The sequence below is a fragment of the Bradyrhizobium sp. LB8.2 genome, assembly GCF_040548035.1.
Taxonomy (GTDB): domain Bacteria; phylum Pseudomonadota; class Alphaproteobacteria; order Rhizobiales; family Xanthobacteraceae; genus Bradyrhizobium.
Window position 1 is genome coordinate 100406 of sequence record NZ_JBEPQV010000008.1, and the last position, 16996, is coordinate 117401.

Annotated in this window: 13 protein-coding genes; 11 read left to right on the forward strand and 2 right to left on the reverse strand. The window is 63.3% G+C overall.

Annotation, left to right across the window (positions count from 1 at the left end):
• Positions 1-42: 42 nt before the first annotated feature.
• From ABIB06_RS12665 to ABIB06_RS12680, 4 genes are all read left to right on the forward strand, one after another.
• Positions 43-465, forward strand: coding sequence for a hypothetical protein (locus ABIB06_RS12665; protein ID WP_354047167.1), 423 nt, complete (start codon positions 43-45; stop codon positions 463-465).
• A 185-nt stretch (positions 466-650) separates the two neighbouring features.
• Positions 651-2315, forward strand: coding sequence for a thiamine pyrophosphate-requiring protein (locus ABIB06_RS12670; RefSeq protein WP_354047339.1), 1665 nt, complete (start codon positions 651-653; stop codon positions 2313-2315).
• Positions 2316-2422: 107 nt separating this feature from the next.
• Entirely contained in the window at positions 2423-4924 is a 2502-nt protein-coding gene (locus ABIB06_RS12675) for a GAF domain-containing sensor histidine kinase (RefSeq protein ID WP_354047165.1), read from the forward strand.
• An 18-nt stretch (positions 4925-4942) separates the two neighbouring features.
• Positions 4943-6646: an alpha/beta hydrolase gene (locus ABIB06_RS12680; protein WP_354047163.1), complete on the forward strand. Its 1704-nt coding sequence runs from the start codon at positions 4943-4945 to the stop codon at positions 6644-6646.
• 3 nt (positions 6647-6649) lie between these two features.
• Here the strand turns inward: ABIB06_RS12680 and ABIB06_RS12685 are convergent, their stop codons facing one another.
• Complete coding sequence (locus ABIB06_RS12685) at positions 6650-8233, reverse strand: MDR family MFS transporter (RefSeq protein ID WP_354047162.1); 1584 nt, start codon at positions 8231-8233, stop codon at positions 6650-6652.
• A gap of 155 nt (positions 8234-8388) precedes the next feature.
• Positions 8389-8904: a YcgN family cysteine cluster protein gene (locus ABIB06_RS12690; protein ID WP_354047161.1), complete on the reverse strand. Its 516-nt coding sequence runs from the start codon at positions 8902-8904 to the stop codon at positions 8389-8391.
• Between the two features lie 294 nt (positions 8905-9198).
• Here ABIB06_RS12690 and ABIB06_RS12695 point away from each other — a divergent pair, with 294 nt between their 5' ends.
• The 7 genes from ABIB06_RS12695 (at position 9199) to ABIB06_RS12725 (ending at position 16489) form a co-directional block, all read left to right on the forward strand.
• Positions 9199-11487 carry a transglycosylase domain-containing protein gene (locus ABIB06_RS12695; RefSeq protein WP_247447743.1) on the forward strand — a complete coding sequence of 763 codons (2289 nt, stop codon included), beginning with the start codon at positions 9199-9201 and terminating at the stop codon, positions 11485-11487.
• Between the two features lie 9 nt (positions 11488-11496).
• The gene (locus ABIB06_RS12700; RefSeq protein ID WP_354047157.1) at positions 11497-12075 is read left to right on the forward strand and encodes a DUF1214 domain-containing protein; all 579 of its coding nucleotides are present in this window, start codon (positions 11497-11499) and stop codon (positions 12073-12075) included.
• Complete coding sequence (locus ABIB06_RS12705; RefSeq protein ID WP_354047155.1) at positions 12072-12656, forward strand: DUF1254 domain-containing protein; 585 nt, start codon at positions 12072-12074, stop codon at positions 12654-12656. The genes ABIB06_RS12700 and ABIB06_RS12705 overlap by 4 nt, the downstream gene beginning before the upstream one ends.
• A gap of 358 nt (positions 12657-13014) precedes the next feature.
• Positions 13015-13251, forward strand: coding sequence for a hypothetical protein (locus ABIB06_RS12710; RefSeq protein WP_354047153.1), 237 nt, complete (start codon positions 13015-13017; stop codon positions 13249-13251).
• Between the two features lie 20 nt (positions 13252-13271).
• The gene (locus ABIB06_RS12715; RefSeq protein WP_354068743.1) at positions 13272-13601 is read left to right on the forward strand and encodes a DUF3302 domain-containing protein; all 330 of its coding nucleotides are present in this window, start codon (positions 13272-13274) and stop codon (positions 13599-13601) included.
• Positions 13598-14779, forward strand: coding sequence for an HlyD family secretion protein (locus ABIB06_RS12720; RefSeq protein ID WP_247349930.1), 1182 nt, complete (start codon positions 13598-13600; stop codon positions 14777-14779). The genes ABIB06_RS12715 and ABIB06_RS12720 overlap by 4 nt, the downstream gene beginning before the upstream one ends.
• 63 nt (positions 14780-14842) lie before the next feature.
• Positions 14843-16489 carry an efflux transporter outer membrane subunit gene (locus tag ABIB06_RS12725; protein ID WP_354068760.1) on the forward strand — a complete coding sequence of 549 codons (1647 nt, stop codon included), beginning with the start codon at positions 14843-14845 and terminating at the stop codon, positions 16487-16489.
• The last annotated feature ends 507 nt before the right edge of the window (positions 16490-16996 follow it).

A 16996-nucleotide genomic window follows, 5' to 3' on the forward strand; every position in this document is an offset into this window, starting at 1 on the left:
GCACCGTCCGATCGACGAACCAGAGCTGCTTGAAAGATGCGGATGAAAAGCGCGACGCTCTTGGTTTTCAGCCTCATGCTTGCCGGCCTCTGGTCGCAGGACAGCGCGAGAGGACAGACTTCGGCCGCGCCGCCGGTTTCGCTTTCTCCGCCCAATGCATCGCCGCCGCATGCGGGCGCCAAAAATTCCAGACCTCCGCCGGCAGCATCCATCAGAGAGGCTTCGCCGCCGGTGATCGGCGGGCTTCCATCGTCGCCGAACCCCGCTGCCGACTACGATGGCTTCAGCGTAGGCACCGGCGACGATAATGACATCTCGAGTCAGGTAGTCCCGCCTGTGAGGTCACGCACTACAAAGCGCTCCAGGGCCGATCAGGGTCCTAAAGGCGGCGCGGCTGAGCAATTGATCGATCAAGAAGACGAGGCGTTGAAACGCCAGCTGATGATCTGCCAAAGCTGCAAGTAAGCGGTCGTAGTCCGGATGGAGCGCAGCGAAATTCGGCACCGGTCTATCCGGGTGGAACGGCCCCCGAATTGCGCTGCGCTCCATCCGGCTACGGCAGCTCGCTGCATAGCTGATCTACCGCGGCTCTCATCCGCTCGCGCTTTACCCTCTCCCCGATTCCTGATCCTCTATCCCTAATCAGCCGGATCAACCGGCCTGCCCCAGGGAGAGACGCCATGAAGCTCGGCACCGCGATTGCGGAAATCATGAAGCGCGAGGGGATCGAGATCCTCTGCGGCTATCCCGTCAACCATTTGATCGAGCATGCGGCGAAGGCCGATATCCGCCCGGTGATGGTACGGCAGGAGCGCGTCGGCATCCACATGGCGGATGCGATCTCGCGGGTGACCTCGGGACGCAGCATCGGCGCGTTCTGCATGCAGCATGGCCCCGGCGCGGAGAACGCGATGGGCGGCGTCGCGCAATGCTACGGCGAATCCGTTCCCGTGCTGGTGCTGCCAATGGGCTATCAGCGCCGGCTTGCGCATATCGAGCCGAACTTCAGTTCCAGCGAGGCGATGAAGCCATTTTCGAAATCATCCGAGCCGATCATCCTGGCCGCCGAGGTCGCCAATATTTTTCGCCGCGCGTTCACGAAACTAAAGAACGGCCGCGGTGGTCCCGTCATCGTCGAAATTCCTGCTGACATGTGGAACGAGGAGGTGCCGGAGCCGCTGAACTACACGCCGGTGCTGCGCACCCGCTATGGCGCCGATCCCGTTCATGTGAAGGAAGCTGCCGCGCTGCTCGTCAACGCCAAGCGCCCGGTGATCTATGCCGGCCAAGGCGTGCATTACGCCCAGGCATGGGCGCAACTGAAACGGCTCGCCGAGCGGCTCGCCATTCCCGTCACCACCAGCCTCGGGGGCAAATCGTCGTTCCCGGAAACCCATCCGCTCTCGCTCGGCTCCGGCGGCCTTGCCGTGCCGCGCGCGGTGCCAAAATTCCTCGCCGAGGCCGACGTCATCCTCGGTATCGGGTGCTCCTTCACCGAAACTAATTTCGGCATCGCGATGCCGAAGGGCAAGACCATCATCCATTCGACGCTCGATCCGAACCATCTCAACAAGGACGTGGAAGCCAGGATCGGCCTCGTCGGCGATGCCGGGCTCGTGCTCGACGCGCTGCTGGAGGAGATCGGCAGGACCATCACCGCAGATCGCGACGCATCGGCGGTCGCAGCCGAGATCGCGGCCTCGCACAAGGAGTGGAGGGCGAAATGGATGCCAAAACTCACCAGCGATGACGCGCCCTTGAGCCCCTATCGCGTGCTGTGGGATTTGCAACACACCGTCGACATCAGCAACACCATCATCACCCATGATGCCGGCAGCCCGCGCGACCAGCTCTCGCCGTTCTGGAAGTCGATCGAGCCCCTCACCTATCTCGGCTGGGGCAAGACGACGCAGCTCGGCTACGGCCTGGGCCTTGCGATGGGCGCCAAGCTCGCAAAGCCCGACAAGCTCTGCATCAATGTCTGGGGCGATGCGGCGATTGGCTTTACTGGCATGGATTTCGAGACCGCGGTGCGCGAGCGCATCCCGATCATGTCGATCCTCCTGAATAATTTTTCGATGGCGATCGAATTGAAGGTGATGCCGGTCTCGACCGAAAAATATCGTTCGACCGACATTTCCGGCGACTACGCCGCGATGGCGCGCGCCTTCGGCGGCTATGGCGAGCGGGTGACGAAGCCTGAGGACATCATTCCTGCGATCAAGCGTGGCATCCAGAAGACGCGGGAAGGCGTTCCGGTGCTTCTGGAGTTCATCACTAGCAAGGAGACCGAAGTGTCGCGGCCGGGCACGTGAGGCGGGCCGGGTTTTGGCGGCAAACTCGCGGGCGCTGGCTCCGGCCGCAGGAGATGTGATAATCCGCCCTAGTGCCGCGCATGTCGCTGCATCAAGCCGGATTGCGAATGACCAGCCCTACCAACGACATTGAGGAACTCGAGCGCCTGTTACAATCGGCCTCAGCCGAAAACGCGCAGCTTCGCAGCGAGCTTGCGATTGCGCACGATCGTCAGCGCGCCAGCGCCGGGATCTTGCGCACCATCGCGGCCTCTCCGTCCGATGCCCGGCCGGTCTTCGAGGCGATTGCGTCCAGCTCCAGGCATTTGCTCGGCGGCTTCTCCGCCACCGTGCTTCAATTCATCGGCGACGAGCTGCACCTCGTGGCGTTTACATCAACGAGCCCCGAGGCGGACGAAGGGCTCAAGGCCTCGTTCCCGCGCAGGATTGCCGACTTTCCAACCTTCGCCTTGGTGCGTGGCGGCGAGACGATCCAGTTTCCAGATAGCGAAGCTGCGGACGTCCCGGAGCTGAACCGGAATCTTGCACGGCTGCGTGGCTTCCGCAGCGTGTTGTTCATGCCGCTGATGAACCGGGGTGCCCCGGTCGGCATGATCAGCGTCACGCGCGCCGAGCCCGGCGCGTTCGCGGCCGACCTCGTGCAGCTGCTCCAGACCTTTGCCGACCAGGCCGTGATCGCGATCGAGAATGCGCGGCTGTTCAACGAGACGCGCGAGACGCTGGAGCGCCAGACTGCCAGCGCCGACATTCTGAAGGTGATGGCCGCTTCACCGTCCGACGTACAGCCGGTGTTCGACGCCATCGCCGCCAACGCCAACCGGCTGATCGGCGGCTTCTCTACCGCGGTGCTGCGCTATATCGACGGCGCCGCGCACCTTGCGGCGTTCACGCCGACCGATCCGGCCGGCGATCGCGTGCTCCAGTCCTCGTTCCCGGTGCCGTTCGCGCAGTTCCCGCCCTACCAGCTCGTGGCCCATGGTGCGGCGGCGCAATTGCCCGACACCGAGCTCGAACCGGCGGCCCGCGACATCGCGCGCGCCCGCGGCTACCGCAGCATGCTGTTCGCACCCTTGATGAGCGACGGCGAAGCCATTGGAATCATCATCGCCACGCGGCGAGCGACGGGCGCGTTCGGCGAGCATCATGTGCGGCTGCTGCAGACCTTCGCCGACCAGGCGGTGATCGCGATCAAGAATGTCAGCCTGTTCAACGCCACGAGGGAAGCGCTGGAACGGCAGACCGCGACCGCCGACATCCTCAAGGTGATCGCGGCCTCGCCCGCGGACGTGACGCCGGTGTTCCAGGCGATCTCCGACAGCGCCAAGACGCTGATCGGCGGACATTCCTCCACCGTCACCCGCGTCATCGACGGCCTGCTGCATCTGGCGGCCTTTACCACTGACGTCGAGGCCGGCAACGCGGATCTGCTCAGCTCGTTCCCCGCGCCGCTGTCGGCATCCGGCATTCACAGCCGGGTGGCGACGAGCGGAGAGTTCGCATTCCGAAGCGACATGCAGAACGAGCCCGACCTCACGGACGCCATGAGGGAACTGGCGCGGACCAGAGGTTATCGCAGCATCCTCGTGATCCCGATGCTGCGCGACGGCGTTGCGATCGGTACTATCGGCGTGACGCGGCCGGAGGCCGGTCTTTTCCCGGACAAGGCGATCGCCTTGCTCAAGACCTTTGCCGACCAGGCCGTGATCGCCATCGAGAACACGCGGCTGTTCAACGAGGTGCAGGACCGCACCAGGGAGCTCGCCAAATCGCTCGACGATTTGCGCGCCGCCCAAGACCGGCTGGTCCAGACCGAGAAGCTGGCCTCGCTCGGCCAGCTCACCGCCGGCATCGCGCACGAGATCAAGAACCCGCTCAACTTCGTCAACAATTTTGCGTCGCTCTCCGCCGAGCTGACCGACGAGCTGAACGAGGCGCTCGCGCCTGTCCCGCTCGCGGACGACGTCCGTAGCGAAGTCGACGAGTTGACCGGGCTTCTGAAGGACAACCTCTCGAAAATCGTGCAGCACGGAACGCGCGCCGATTCTATCGTCAAGAACATGCTGCTGCATTCCCGCGAGGGCGGCGGCGAGCATCGGCTGAGCGACATCAACGCGCTGGTCGAAGAGAGCCTCAACCTCGCCTATCACGGCGCCCGCGCCGAGAAGCCGCAGTTCGACGTGACGCTGAAGCGCGAGCTCGATCCCGCGGCCGGGCAAGCGGAAGTGTTTCCGCAGGAGATCACCCGGGTGCTGCTGAACCTGATCTCGAACGGTTTTTACGCGGTCGCCAAGCGCAAGGCGGACAATGGTGCCGGCGACTACGATCCGGTCGTGACCGCCACGACGCGCGATCGCGGCGACAGCATCGAGATCCGCATCCGCGACAACGGCACCGGCATCCCGCACGAGGTGAAGGAGAAGATGTTCAATCCGTTCTTCACCACCAAGCCGGCCGGCGAAGGCACCGGCCTCGGATTGTCGATGAGCCACGACATCGTGGTAAAGCAGCACGGCGGCACGATCGACGTCGCGACGGAGCCCGGCGCGTTCACGGAGTTCAGGATTCTGCTGCCGCGCAAGAGCCGCTTTGCGGAGAACAACAAGGGATAGCGTTACCGGGAGGGAGTCTTGAAGGGTCTCGCGTGGTTCTTTCGGCGGCAACTGCTCTCGCTGTCCGGCGTCGGCCTCATCCTGGGCGCGCTGTTCTTCGCGGCCGCGCTCACGCCAACGCTGATCCCGCGCGGCTATCTCACGCAAGGTGCGCTTGCCGGCGGCTGCTTCGCGATCGGCTACCTCGCCGGCGTGCTGTGGCGCCGGCTGTGGCGCTATCTCGAATTGCCCGAGCCGTCGGCGCGCGCACGAGCGATTGCGAATGCGCTGGCGGCAGTCGGCTGCCTGCTCCTCGTCATCGTCTTCCTCTGGCGCACAACAGAATGGCAGAATTCGATCCGCAGTGTGATGAAGATGACCCCGGTCGAGACCGCGCATCCACTCAAGGTCTGCGTCATTGCCATAGTCACGTTCGTGGTGCTGCTGGCGCTGGGGCGGCTATTTGTGCTTGTCGCCCGCTTCCTTGCCGCACGCAAACGGCGCCTCATGCCGCGGAGAATCGCGAACGTCATCGGCGTGCTCGTTGCAGGCCTGCTGTTCTGGGCGATCGCCAGCAATATCCTGGTCCGCATGGCGTTCAACGTGCTTGATTCGTCCTTCCGTGAACTCGACGCCTTGCACGAGCCCGAGCGGCCGCAGCCGACCGATCCCGGTCGAACAGGAGGCGCGGCATCGCTGGTAAATTGGAGAGAGCTCGGGCGTACCGGCCGCCGATTCATCGCCTCAGGTCCGACCGCAACAGACATCCGTGCAATCACCGGAAGGCCTGCGCAGGACCCTCTGCGCGTCTATGTGGGCCTCGGCAGCCGCGACACCGCGCAGGCGCGCGCCAGGCTTGCGCTCGACGAGCTCAAGCGGCAGCACGGCTTCGACCGCAAAATCCTGATCGTCATCACGCCGACCGGCACCGGCTGGATCGATCCGTCCGCAATCGATACCGTCGAATATCTCCACCATGGCGATGTCGCAAGCGTCGCGATGCAATACTCCTATCTCAATAGCCCGCTGTCACTGCTGTTTCAGCCAGAATACGGCGCGGAGGCTGCGCGCGCGCTGTTCGCGGAAATCTACGGCTATTGGACGACGCTGCCGAAAGAAAAACGGCCGAAGCTGTATTTGCATGGGCTTAGCCTTGGCGCCATGAACTCGGAGAAATCGGCAGAACTGTTCGAGACGATCGGCGATCCCATCGCCGGCGCGCTCTGGAGCGGGCCACCGTTCGAGAGCCGCATCTGGCGCTCGGTCACCGCGAACCGCAATCCGGGCTCGCCGGCATGGCTGCCGCAATTTCGCGACAGCCGCTTCGTGCGCTTCATGAATCAAAATGGACCGACGGTGCCGGTTGACGCGCCCTGGGGTCCGATGCGGATCGTCTATCTGCAATATGCCAGTGACGCGATCACGTTCTTCGCCTACCGCGACGCCTATCGGGCCCCGGCCTGGATGAGCGCACCGCGCGGGCCGGACGTGTCGCCGGAACTGCGCTGGTATCCCATCGTCACGATGCTGCAGCTCGCCCTCGACATGGCGGTCGCAAACGGCACGCCGATGGGCTTTGGCCATGTCTACGCGCCCGAGCATTACGTCGATGCCTGGGTCGCGGTCACCGATGTCCGTGATTGGTCCGCCGACGCACTGGCGCGGCTTAAAGAGCAGCTTGCGGCGAAGGCGCGGAAGACGGGCGACGCCGGGGACGATCCCTACGACGATCGCGGCGGCTAATCCCTACTCCGCCATCTCGACCTGCTGGGCGACGGTGGGGCCGGCCAGCGGCCGCTCTTCCATCATGATCAGGCAGAGGGCGGCGCCGGTCATCAGCGCCGTCGCGGCGCCGAAAACGTAGCGGAACGCGTGGCGCATGTCGTCGGCCGGGATTGCGACGCTCCCCGCGACGTGATGCTCGCCGGCGAGCGGAATGTCGGCACCGAGCGCGATGAGCAGGATGGCCGCGAACGCCGCGACCGTGAACGAGGACATCAGCGAGCGGAAGAAGTTCAATGCGCCGGTGATGGTGCCCACCTGTGGACGCGAGACCGAATTCTGCACCGAGACCACGCAGACCGGAAAGGTGGTGCCGAGGCCAAGCGCAAACGCAGCCATCAGCGTCAGCAGGGCCCATAGCGGCAGCGTCGTCAAGGTGAGGCCGAGGCCGCACAGCGCAGCCCAGGACGTTCCGACGATGGCGACGCGCTTGTAGTGCTTGGCGCGCGCCATGGTGCGGCCGGCGACGGCCGCACCGATGGTCGAGACGGCCGCGAGCGGAATCAGCGCAAGGCCCGCCTCGCTGGCGCTGAGATGATACACCGCCTCGTAATAGAGCGGGAGCTGCACCGTGAGGCCCGTGATCGCACCGAGCGCGCAACCGCCGGCCGCCAGCCCGAACGGGGCAACCGATCCTCCGAGCAGCGGCAGCGGCAGGAACGGCTCGTCCGCACGACGCGCATGCCACACGAAGGTGACCGCGAGCGCGACGGCGCCGCCCACCATCGCAAGCACGGTCGGCGAGAGCCACGGGAAGCGCGTGCCGCCCCAGGTCAGCACCAGCATGAAGACGACGGCGGAGGCCATCAACAACACGCCGCCGAGCCAGTCGACCTTGCGCTTGCGGTGGAACACCGGGATCTTCTTCATCCTGGGCAGCAGCAACGCGATCGCCGCGGCCGCGAGCGGCACATTGATCCAGAAGATCATCGACCAGTGCAGATGCTCGGCGAACACGCCGCCGATGACCGGGCCGAGAATGCCGCCCACCATCCAGACGCTGGAGAAATAGGCCTGATATTGGCCGCGCTCGCGTGGGCTCACGACGTCGGAGATCACGGTCTGCACGACAGGCATGATGCCGCCGCCACCCAGTCCCTGAAGACCGCGCGCAAGAATCAGCATCGGCAGGTTCGGCGCGATCGCGCACAGCACCGAGCCCGCGACGAACAGGCTGAGCGAGATGATGATCATGACGCGGCGGCCGTAGATGTCGCTCAGCGACCCGAACACCGGCGCAACCGCGGTCGAGGCGAGCAGATAGGCGGTGATGACCCAGGAGAGATTGGAGACGTCGTGGAACTGGCGTCCGATGGTCGGAAGCGCGGTGGCGACGATGGTCTGATCGAGCGCAGCCAAAAACATCGTCAGCATCAGGCTGATGACGATGGTGCGGACCTCGTCCTGTGACAGCGGCGCCGGCGGCGCCAGTGACGGAGCGTCATCGACGCTCAAGACCTCGGACGGCAGGCGGGACAATTCCTCGGCGATGTCGTCGGGCAATGTCTGGATGTCGGCAGAACTGCTCTGCCGCTCGAACTTGTTCATCTCGACCGGAAGCCATGAGGCGGCGCAACGCCGCGAAGGATTCGTTCTATGGAGCCCAATGTAGACAGCAAAGTTCTTCTCGGGCAGGCACTGCCGCGCATGGGTGCATCCCACCTCACGGTCTTCCCGAAGACGTGATCCAAATCCCCGCCGGATCAGTCCTTCGGACGTCGCTTCAGGCGCGCCCGCTTCGGCAGTTGCGCCGGCCATTGCACGATGTGGTTCTCGAGCTCGTCGTCCGGGATCTGCTCCTCGCTGCCCTCGACCCGGCCGCGTACGGAGACGCCGGCCTCATGCACGGTGTTCGGATCACCTGACACGAGCGGATGCCACCAATAGAGGTCGCGGCCCTCGGCAACGAGCTTGTAGCCGCAGCTCGGCGGCAGCCAGTTCAGGGTGCGGACATTGGCGGGGGTCAGGCGAACACAGTCAGGAACCTTGTCGGAACGATTCGGGTAGTCCTTGCAGCCGCAGGTCGCACCATCGAGCAGCTTGCAGCCGACATGGGTGAAATAGATGTCGCCGGTGCCCTCTTCCTCGAGCTTGTTCAGGCAGCAGCGGCCGCAGCCGTCGCACAGGCTTTCCCATTCCGGCCCCGACATCTCTTCCAACGTCTTGGTTTTCCAGAAGAATCCTTCCTGGCCTGAAGGTCGTTTGGGAGCTGCTGTCATGGGCCTCAACAAAAGTTCGAAAGAGCTACGGTTCATGTCATCTAGGGCGTGCGGCCGCGGGGCTGCAAGCAACGCCCGCGTGAGGCCCGTAATGAACCGGGGTCAATTAGGCCTGTTGTTCAAAATCGCGAGCGTGACCATTGGTTTATAGGCCCTGCTCGGCTAGAAGGAACAGCAAGTCCCCCGAGGCGCTAGCCGGGCGCCTTGGGTTTGCCGCAACACTCCCGCAAGACGTCTCGATGCCGCCCCGGCCGGGTGCTTGAACGCTTTCGAACCAAGCCTCAAGGGTTCTAGGTGCGCCAGATCATACCATCGCATTGGAAGCAGAAAGTCCGGAATTTCTTCCTGGACCTCGATGCGCGCATCGACTCCTCGCTGTTCTCCTCGGCCAAGGGCATCCGCGAGCTCTACGAGCGCTACTCGACCTTCATGGACCGCTTCTATGTCGGGCGGTGGAAGCGCTGGGTGTTCATCGAGCCGCTGTCGGAGGCTGCGACCATCGGACTCGGCGGCCTGGTCGTGATGCTCACGCTCGCCATTCCCGCCTTCCGCGAAACTGCGGACGAGGACTGGCTGAAGAAGTCCGACCTCGCGGTGTCCTTCCTCGACCGCTACGGCAATCCGATCGGCAGCCGCGGCATCAAGCATAACGACTCGATCCCGCTGGAAGATTTTCCGGACGTGCTGATCAAGGCGACGCTCGCGACCGAAGACCGCCGCTTCTACGAGCATTTCGGCATCGACATCGCCGGCACCGGGCGCGCGCTCGTCACCAACGCCCAGGCCGGCGGCGTCCGCCAGGGCGGCTCCTCGATCACGCAGCAGCTCGCCAAGAATTTGTTCCTGAGCAACGAGCGCACCATCGAGCGCAAGGTCAACGAAGCCTTTCTCGCGGTCTGGCTGGAATGGCGCCTGACCAAGAACGAGATTTTGAAACTGTATCTCGATCGCGCCTATATGGGCGGCGGCACCTTCGGCGTCGACGGCGCCGCGCATTTCTACTTCAACAAGTCGGCGCGTGACGTGACGCTTGCCGAAGCCGCGATGCTCGCCGGCCTGTTCAAGGCGCCGACCAAATACGCGCCCCACATCAACCTGCCCGCGGCGCGCGCCCGCGCCAACGTCGTGCTCGACAACCTCGTCGACGCCGGCTTCATGACCGAGGGCCAGGTGTTCGGCGCCCGCCGCAACCCCGCCTTCGCGGTCGATCGCCGCGACGAGGCGTCGCCGAACTATTATCTCGACTACGCCTTCGACGAGATGCGCAAGCTGGTCGACACCTTCCCGAAATCCTACACCGAGCGCGTCTTCGTGGTGCGCCTCGCGATCGACGCCAATGTGCAGAAGGCGGCGGAAGACGCGGTCGAGAACCAGCTGCGCCAGTTCGGCCGCGATTATCACGCGACCCAGGCCGCGACCGTCGTCTCCGATCTCGACGGCGGCATCCGCGCAATGGTCGGCGGCCGCGACTACGGTGCCAGCCAGTTCAACCGCGCCGCCGACGCCTATCGCCAGCCGGGCTCATCGTTCAAGCCCTATGTCTACACCACCGCGCTCCTCAACGGCTTCACGCCGAATTCGATCGTGGTCGACGGCCCGGTCTGCATCGGAAATTGGTGCCCGCAGAATTATGGCCATTCTTATTCCGGCGCGGTGACGCTGACGCAGGCGATCACGCGCTCGATCAACGTGGTTCCCGTCAAACTGTCGATCGCGATCGGCCAGAAGGAGCAGCCGAAGGCGCCGAACCCGGCCAAGATCGGCCGCGCCAAGATCGTCGAGGTCGCCCGCCGCTTCGGCCTCAAGGCGCCGCTGCCCGACACGCCGTCGCTGCCGATCGGCTCGGACGAAGTCACTGTGCTCGAGCATGCCGTCGCCTATGCGACGTTCCCGAACCGCGGCAAGGCCGTGACGCCGCATTCCGTGCTGGAAGTACGCACCGGCGCCGGCGATCCGGTCTGGCGCTGGGACCGCGACGGTCCGAAGCCGCGGCAGGCGATCCCCGCCTCCGTCGCCGCCGACATGGCCGGCATGATGAGCCACGTGGTCAGCGAAGGCACCGCGCGCCGTGCAGCCCTCGACGGCATTCCGACAGCGGGCAAGACCGGCACCACGAATGCTTATCGCGACGCCTGGTTCGTCGGCTACACCGGCAACTTCACCTGCGCGGTCTGGTACGGCAATGACGACTATTCGCCGACCAACCGCATGACCGGCGGCTCGCTGCCGGCGCAGACCTGGCACGACATCATGCTCGCGGCGCATCAGGGCGTCGAGGTCCGGGAAATCCCCGGCGTCGGCATGGGCCAGAAACTGCCGCGGGAGCCAATCGCCAACGCGCAAGCCAACGCGTCACCGAAGGTGCTGGAGACCAAGCCCGGTCCGCCGCCGGTGCTGACCAAGCGCGGCGCCGACGTCCTTGTTCGTGTCGAGAAGCTTTTGGACGACGCCGCCAAAACCGCGACCAAATCAACCAGCAACGACCCCAAGGCGGCCAACCCCGCCTCGGCGACAAGCGCGCTCGCCTTCCCGCAGAACTATGCGGAAGAGAATGCGAACGCGTCCGTCCCGCGCAAGAACTGATCGAAACAAGTGCGGCTGATCCTGATCACATTGACGGCCCTTCTGCTCGCAACCGTCGTGGGCGTCGGCGCGACCTGGATGACGACGACGCGCGGCACCGAGATCGGCGCGCTGACCATCGGCCCCTGGACCGCGCGCCCGCGCACCGGCACTGCCGACGTCGATCCCTATTCGCGCGCCACCATCGTGCGCAACGGCGAGCTGCCGATCGGTACCGGCGACGGCGTCGCCTTCACCGCAACCGCCGACGACAAGAAGAAGGGGCTGGACGGCCGCTGCGATGTCGTGGTCTCCGGGGTGACGCCGCCGGCGCGGTTCTGGACGCTGACACTGTACGACCGCAAGGGTCATCTGGTCGCCAATTCGCTGCAGCGCTATGGCTTCACCAGCCAGGAGATCGTGCGCCAGTCCGACGGCTCGTTCGAGATCCGCATCGCCTCGCGCTCGCGCGCCGGCAACTGGCTGCCGACCGGCGGCATCGAGCGCTATGCCCTGATGCTGCGGCTCTACGACACCCCGGTCGGCGTTGCCACGCGCACCCAGCGCGATGCGCCGATGCCCACGATCACGACGGTGGGCTGCTCATGATCCGGCTGCTGTTCACCATCGTTACCGGCGTGGTGCTGGGCCTCGTGGTCCATCTGGTCAGCGTGCTGGTGCTGCCGCGGATCGCGACCCAGGACGCCTATTCGCGGCTGACGCCGATGACCAAGCTCAACGGCGTCACGCAGCTTCCCCTCGCCGATCCCAACACCTCGCCGATGCCGTTCATGGACCCGGCCTTTGCGCTCGCGATCTGCCGCTACGACCTGTCGAACGGACCGATCAAGCTGACCGTGCCCGTCAGCCAGGCCTACACCTCGGTGTCGTTCTACACCCGCAACGAAATCGCCTACTACGCCATCAACGACCGCTCGGCCGGCAAGAAGGTGATCGAGCTCGACCTGATGACCGAGCCGCAGCACAACGAGCTGCCCGAGGACGAAGAGATCACCGCGGCCGACCGCCTGATCATCGATTCCCCTGCTACCACCGGTCTGATCGTGATGAAGGCCTTGGCCCCCGAGCCCGGCCTGATGCAGCAGGCGCAGGCAACCCTCGCTGCCGCAAGCTGCGGACCGCAGACCGAGCAGCCGGCCAAGGCCGAAGCGCCGCGCGGACGGCGCTGACGCGCACCGCTTCGGCACCGCAAAAATAAAAAACGCGAAAACAACCCCATGCACAGTAGCGCGGGCACTGAAATCATTTGCAATTCTGAGCTCGTGCCGAGCACCCGGTCTCGGACTAAGCCGGCCGTGCAGAACGCCGCGCCGTTCAGCTTTGACACGTCGGGCAAAACACTGGCAGAATGCCACTATCGAGAATTCGTAGATCCCGCGCGGAGAAATCCGCCGCGGGTTTTTTCATGCCGGAGCAGCTCCAAGCTGATGTCAGCCTTTGACCCCGAACCGGACGTTGAGGCGTTCTCTCATGGCCCTCGAACGATAATTATGTCGTCGGCCGAAAATGCATAGCCCCGGAAGGCGGTTGTCCTCCATCATTGCTGTGGGCCGCGGGCATGGCCGCAGCGCTGCCTCTTCAACGTTGCGGTTTTTTTCCGAAGCGCAGGAGTTCGGTATGACCATTCCTCGACGAGGCTCAAAGATGGTTCTGATTGCGCATGTCCTTCGTGAAACCAAAGCGCACCCCGTATTAATCCAATCCTCGGCTGGCTCGGTCGACGGGATTGAACTGCGAGTAATTGCGCCGAATCCGATGGCTTAGTCCTACTTGGAGTGCTGGCAGTGGATTCTTCGTTCGGTGCATTGGACGCATTCGCGTTTGTCGTATTCGCTGTTCTGATCTTTGTTGGCGTCCTAATCGTCGTCAATCTAGGCAAACTTCCAGGCCAGCTCGCTCGCAAATGGAATCACCCCCAGGCCAGCGCGATCAATGCCATGAGCTGGGTCGGGATCGCGACTGGTGGGTTGCTGTGGCCGGTAGCTTTCGTATGGGCGTTCACGAAGCCGTTCGGACTGAGGTCTGGAAAGAACACCCCTGAGCTGGGTAACGTCGAAAGTGACGCCGTGGCAGCCTCACGGCAGCACTCGGTGGAGAGGGAGACACGACCGTGATCGCAATCCTGATCATCGTCTACGTTGCACTCGTTCTCGTACTGTTCAAGGTCCTGCGCCTCAAGCCCACGGCCTATCTGATTGCAGGCTTGATCGTCGCAGGTGTGTTCATGATCGGCGGCGTCGTGGTGGTCTGGACGCAGTCGGCGCCGATTACGGACAAGATGGTGACCAGCCAGTACGTGGTGCAGCTCGTCCCTTACGTCAAAGGGCAAGTCAAGGTGATCCACGCCGAGGCAAATCAACGAGTGAAGAAAGGTGACTTGCTGCTGGAAATCGATCCGGCGCCGTACAAGTACACGGTGAACCAGGTCGAGGCGCAGTTGGCTGCATCGAAGGCCAACGTAAGGCAAGCCGAAGCTGCGCTCGCGACCGCAAAGACGGCCATACCGAATGCGCAGGCCAGTCTCTTAAAAGCGAAGGCTGCTGACGAACTTGCAAAGACCCAGGAGCAAATCGCCCTCAACATTCAGCGCGCGGACAAAGCGGCCATTAGTCAGCTTAACGTAGCCAAGGCAACGCAGGAACGTCAGGAGGCGGAAGCCGCCGTTCAACAGGCCGAAGCGGCCCTTGCGCAAGCGGAGGCTTCTGCGCAACAGGCCGAAGCCGTTGTGCAAACGGCTCAAAGCAACGTTCCGGCCGTTGAAGCGCAACTCGATGACGCGCGGTTCAACTTGGCCCAGTGCAAGATGACGGCGCCAGGCGATGGATATGTTACCAATTGGCAGGTGCAGATCGGAACCATGCTTGTGCCGATGCCGCTTGCTGCAGCCGGAACATTCGTCAACGTGTCCGATACGGCCGTAGCCGCCGTGTTTCCGCAGAATTGGCTCTCGAATGTCGAGCCCGGCGATGACGTGGAAATGGTGCTCAACCCGTATCCGGGTCGCCTGTTCCTTGGAAAAGTGGACTACGTGATTCCGGCAACTGGGGGAGGTCAATTCACAACCAGCGGCACAATACCGAACGCAGCGCGGATCGGATCTGACGGGCTTTATGCAGTGCGGATCAATTTCAGCGACGATGCCATAGCCCGCAAGCTGTCGCTTGGGTCAGGCGGATCAGCGGCGATCTATACGCAGAAGGGCAAGGCCACGCACGTCATTTCGAAGGTCACGATCCGAATGAAGAAGTGGCTGCTGTACGTCATGCCCTCTGTGGAAAAGCCGCCGTCCTGACGTGCAATACAACAACAAGAGATACACACGAGTCTGGCCGACGCGTGGGGAGAGAAAATCTTGGTGACTCAGCATCAGGCAACGTTTGGGCGGCCGCACGATGCCGGCGCTATTGCTGGCTGGTCAATTCATGGGTTGCTTGTGGCTGCGCTTCTCCTGCCAACCGTCGCATGTACGATTGGGCCGGATTTTACAGCGCCTGTCGCTCCGCTTGCCGAAAAATTTCGTGGCGCAGGCAATCGCGCGGTTAAATCCGGCCCGCTCGAGTATGAACCCTGGTGGGAAGGCTTTCGCGATCCGACGCTCAATCAGCTAATAAAAATTGCGTATAACCAAAATCTGACGCTGGAGAGCGCGGGGACCAAGGTGCTGCAAGCACGTGCCGTGCTGGGAATAGCCATCGGCATAACCTATCCGCAGGTCCAACAGGGAGTGGGGTCGGTCATTTACAATCGGACCAGTGCCGCGACGCCGCTGGCCGGTCCAAATGCGACGCCACAGTACTTCTGGACCGATGGCCTGGCCGCACAGGCGGCCTGGGAGTTGGACTTCTGGGGCAAGTTTCGCCGTGGAGTCGAATCCGCCGATGCCGTGTACCTGGCGTCGATTGCGACTTATGACGGCGTTCTGGTGTCGCTTCTAGCCGATGTTACCGCAACTTATATCGGTATACGCACAATAGAGCAGTTGATCGGGATTGCACGGGCCAATGTCCGCAGGCAGGAACAGGCGCTTAGTATCGCAAAGGCGAAGTTCTCGGGCGGCGGAACTTCGGAGCTTGATGTTTTCCAGGCGACAAATGTCCTCGAGCAGACCCGTGCGGCAATACCCCAATTGACGATACAATTGCAGCAGGGACAAAACGCGCTCTGCGTCCTGCTCGGCGTTCCGCCGCAGTCGCTCGGCATGATGCTTTCACGCTCGATCGGCCGGATACCATTGCCGCCCGCCTCCGTCGTTGTCGGTATACCCGCGGATCTGTTGCGCCGGAGACCGGACGTCCGAGCAGCAGAGCTTGCCGCCTTGGCACAGAGCGCGCAGATTGGAATCGCCACGACGCAACTCTATCCGGCAATCAGTATTACGGGCACGTTCGGCGGCTCGGCGAGCACCGCCAACGGCCATAATCTAGGTCAGGTCGTCAGTTGGAAGGGCGTGGCGTATGCTGCGGGCCCATCGTTTCAATGGAATCTTCTGAACTACGGACAAATCACCAACAACATCCGTTTGCAGGATGCCAAGCTGCAGCAATTGCTGATCGACTATCAGAACACCGCGTTGAGCGCCCAGCAGGAGGTGGACAACGGTCTTGCGACATATCTACAATCGCGAAACCAGGCCGCGTATCTGCGTCGCAGCGTTGAAGCGGCAAAGGGAGCCCTCAAAATCGCACTTGAACAATACGAGCAGGGCGGGACATCATTTACCACCGTACTGACGGCGGAACAGAATCTCTTTCAGGCACAGAACAGCCTGGCCGGCGCTTCGGCCAACGTTCCGCTTGGCCTGACTGCGGTGTTTCGGGCGCTCGGTGGCGGCTGGCAGATACGGGAAGGTGGCAACTTCGTCACCGCCGCAACCCTTGAACGGATGCGTGCACGGACGGACTGGGGGAATTTGCTCCCGCCGGCAAACGAGCAACAACCGCTGGCGCCGGGTCTGCCTGGTCCTCAGGATATCGGGCCGACGATCCGGCCTCCCGAATGGTGATGGGCGTGAACCGCGCGCCGGCCGTGTCGTGGGGATTGCGTCAGCAGCCAGGGAAGATGGATGCGATTCGAAAACAAACCTGTCCCGCTCCCGCTGGCCTGCCATTTCTGTCCGATGCGTGTCACTCCAGACTTCGCCGTGTTTTTCAACCCAGAAAGGACCCAGAGCCATGACCTCTAGCAATCGAACGTTTGCCGTCGCCTTCGTGCTGCTTGCATTGCTTCTCTCATTAGGTTCGGGAACGCTCTACGCGCGCGACGCCGATCTCGCCTCTTTCACCTTCGCGGCGGCACACACCGCTAAACAGCAATGCCTAAACATCTGTCGTGCGCGATATCGCGACTGCCTGTCCTTGAAGCAAATACCATCCTTCGAGTGTCGCGGCATATACCAGGATTGCAACCGTTTCACTTGTTATGCTGTGCAGGGATGACCGACGTGCCTGTGACCCAGCGAGCCAGCAGCGGGCATCAGCGCTCAGCTCACGATTCCCCCGACCTTGCTGAC

What these genes read in the sequence shown, in the direction of transcription:
- ABIB06_RS12705 (WP_354047155.1), top strand. Translation starts at nt 12,072, where the DNA reads ATGATCCGGCTGCTGTTCACCATCGTTACCGGCGTGGTGCTGGGCCTC.
- ABIB06_RS12690 (WP_354047161.1), bottom strand. Translation starts at nt 8,904, where the DNA reads ATGACAGCAGCTCCCAAACGACCTTCAGGCCAGGAAGGATTCTTCTGG.
- ABIB06_RS12685 (WP_354047162.1), bottom strand. Translation starts at nt 8,233, where the DNA reads ATGAACAAGTTCGAGCGGCAGAGCAGTTCTGCCGACATCCAGACATTG.
- ABIB06_RS12665 (WP_354047167.1), top strand. Translation starts at nt 43, where the DNA reads ATGAAAAGCGCGACGCTCTTGGTTTTCAGCCTCATGCTTGCCGGCCTC.
- ABIB06_RS12675 (WP_354047165.1), top strand. Translation starts at nt 2,423, where the DNA reads ATGACCAGCCCTACCAACGACATTGAGGAACTCGAGCGCCTGTTACAA.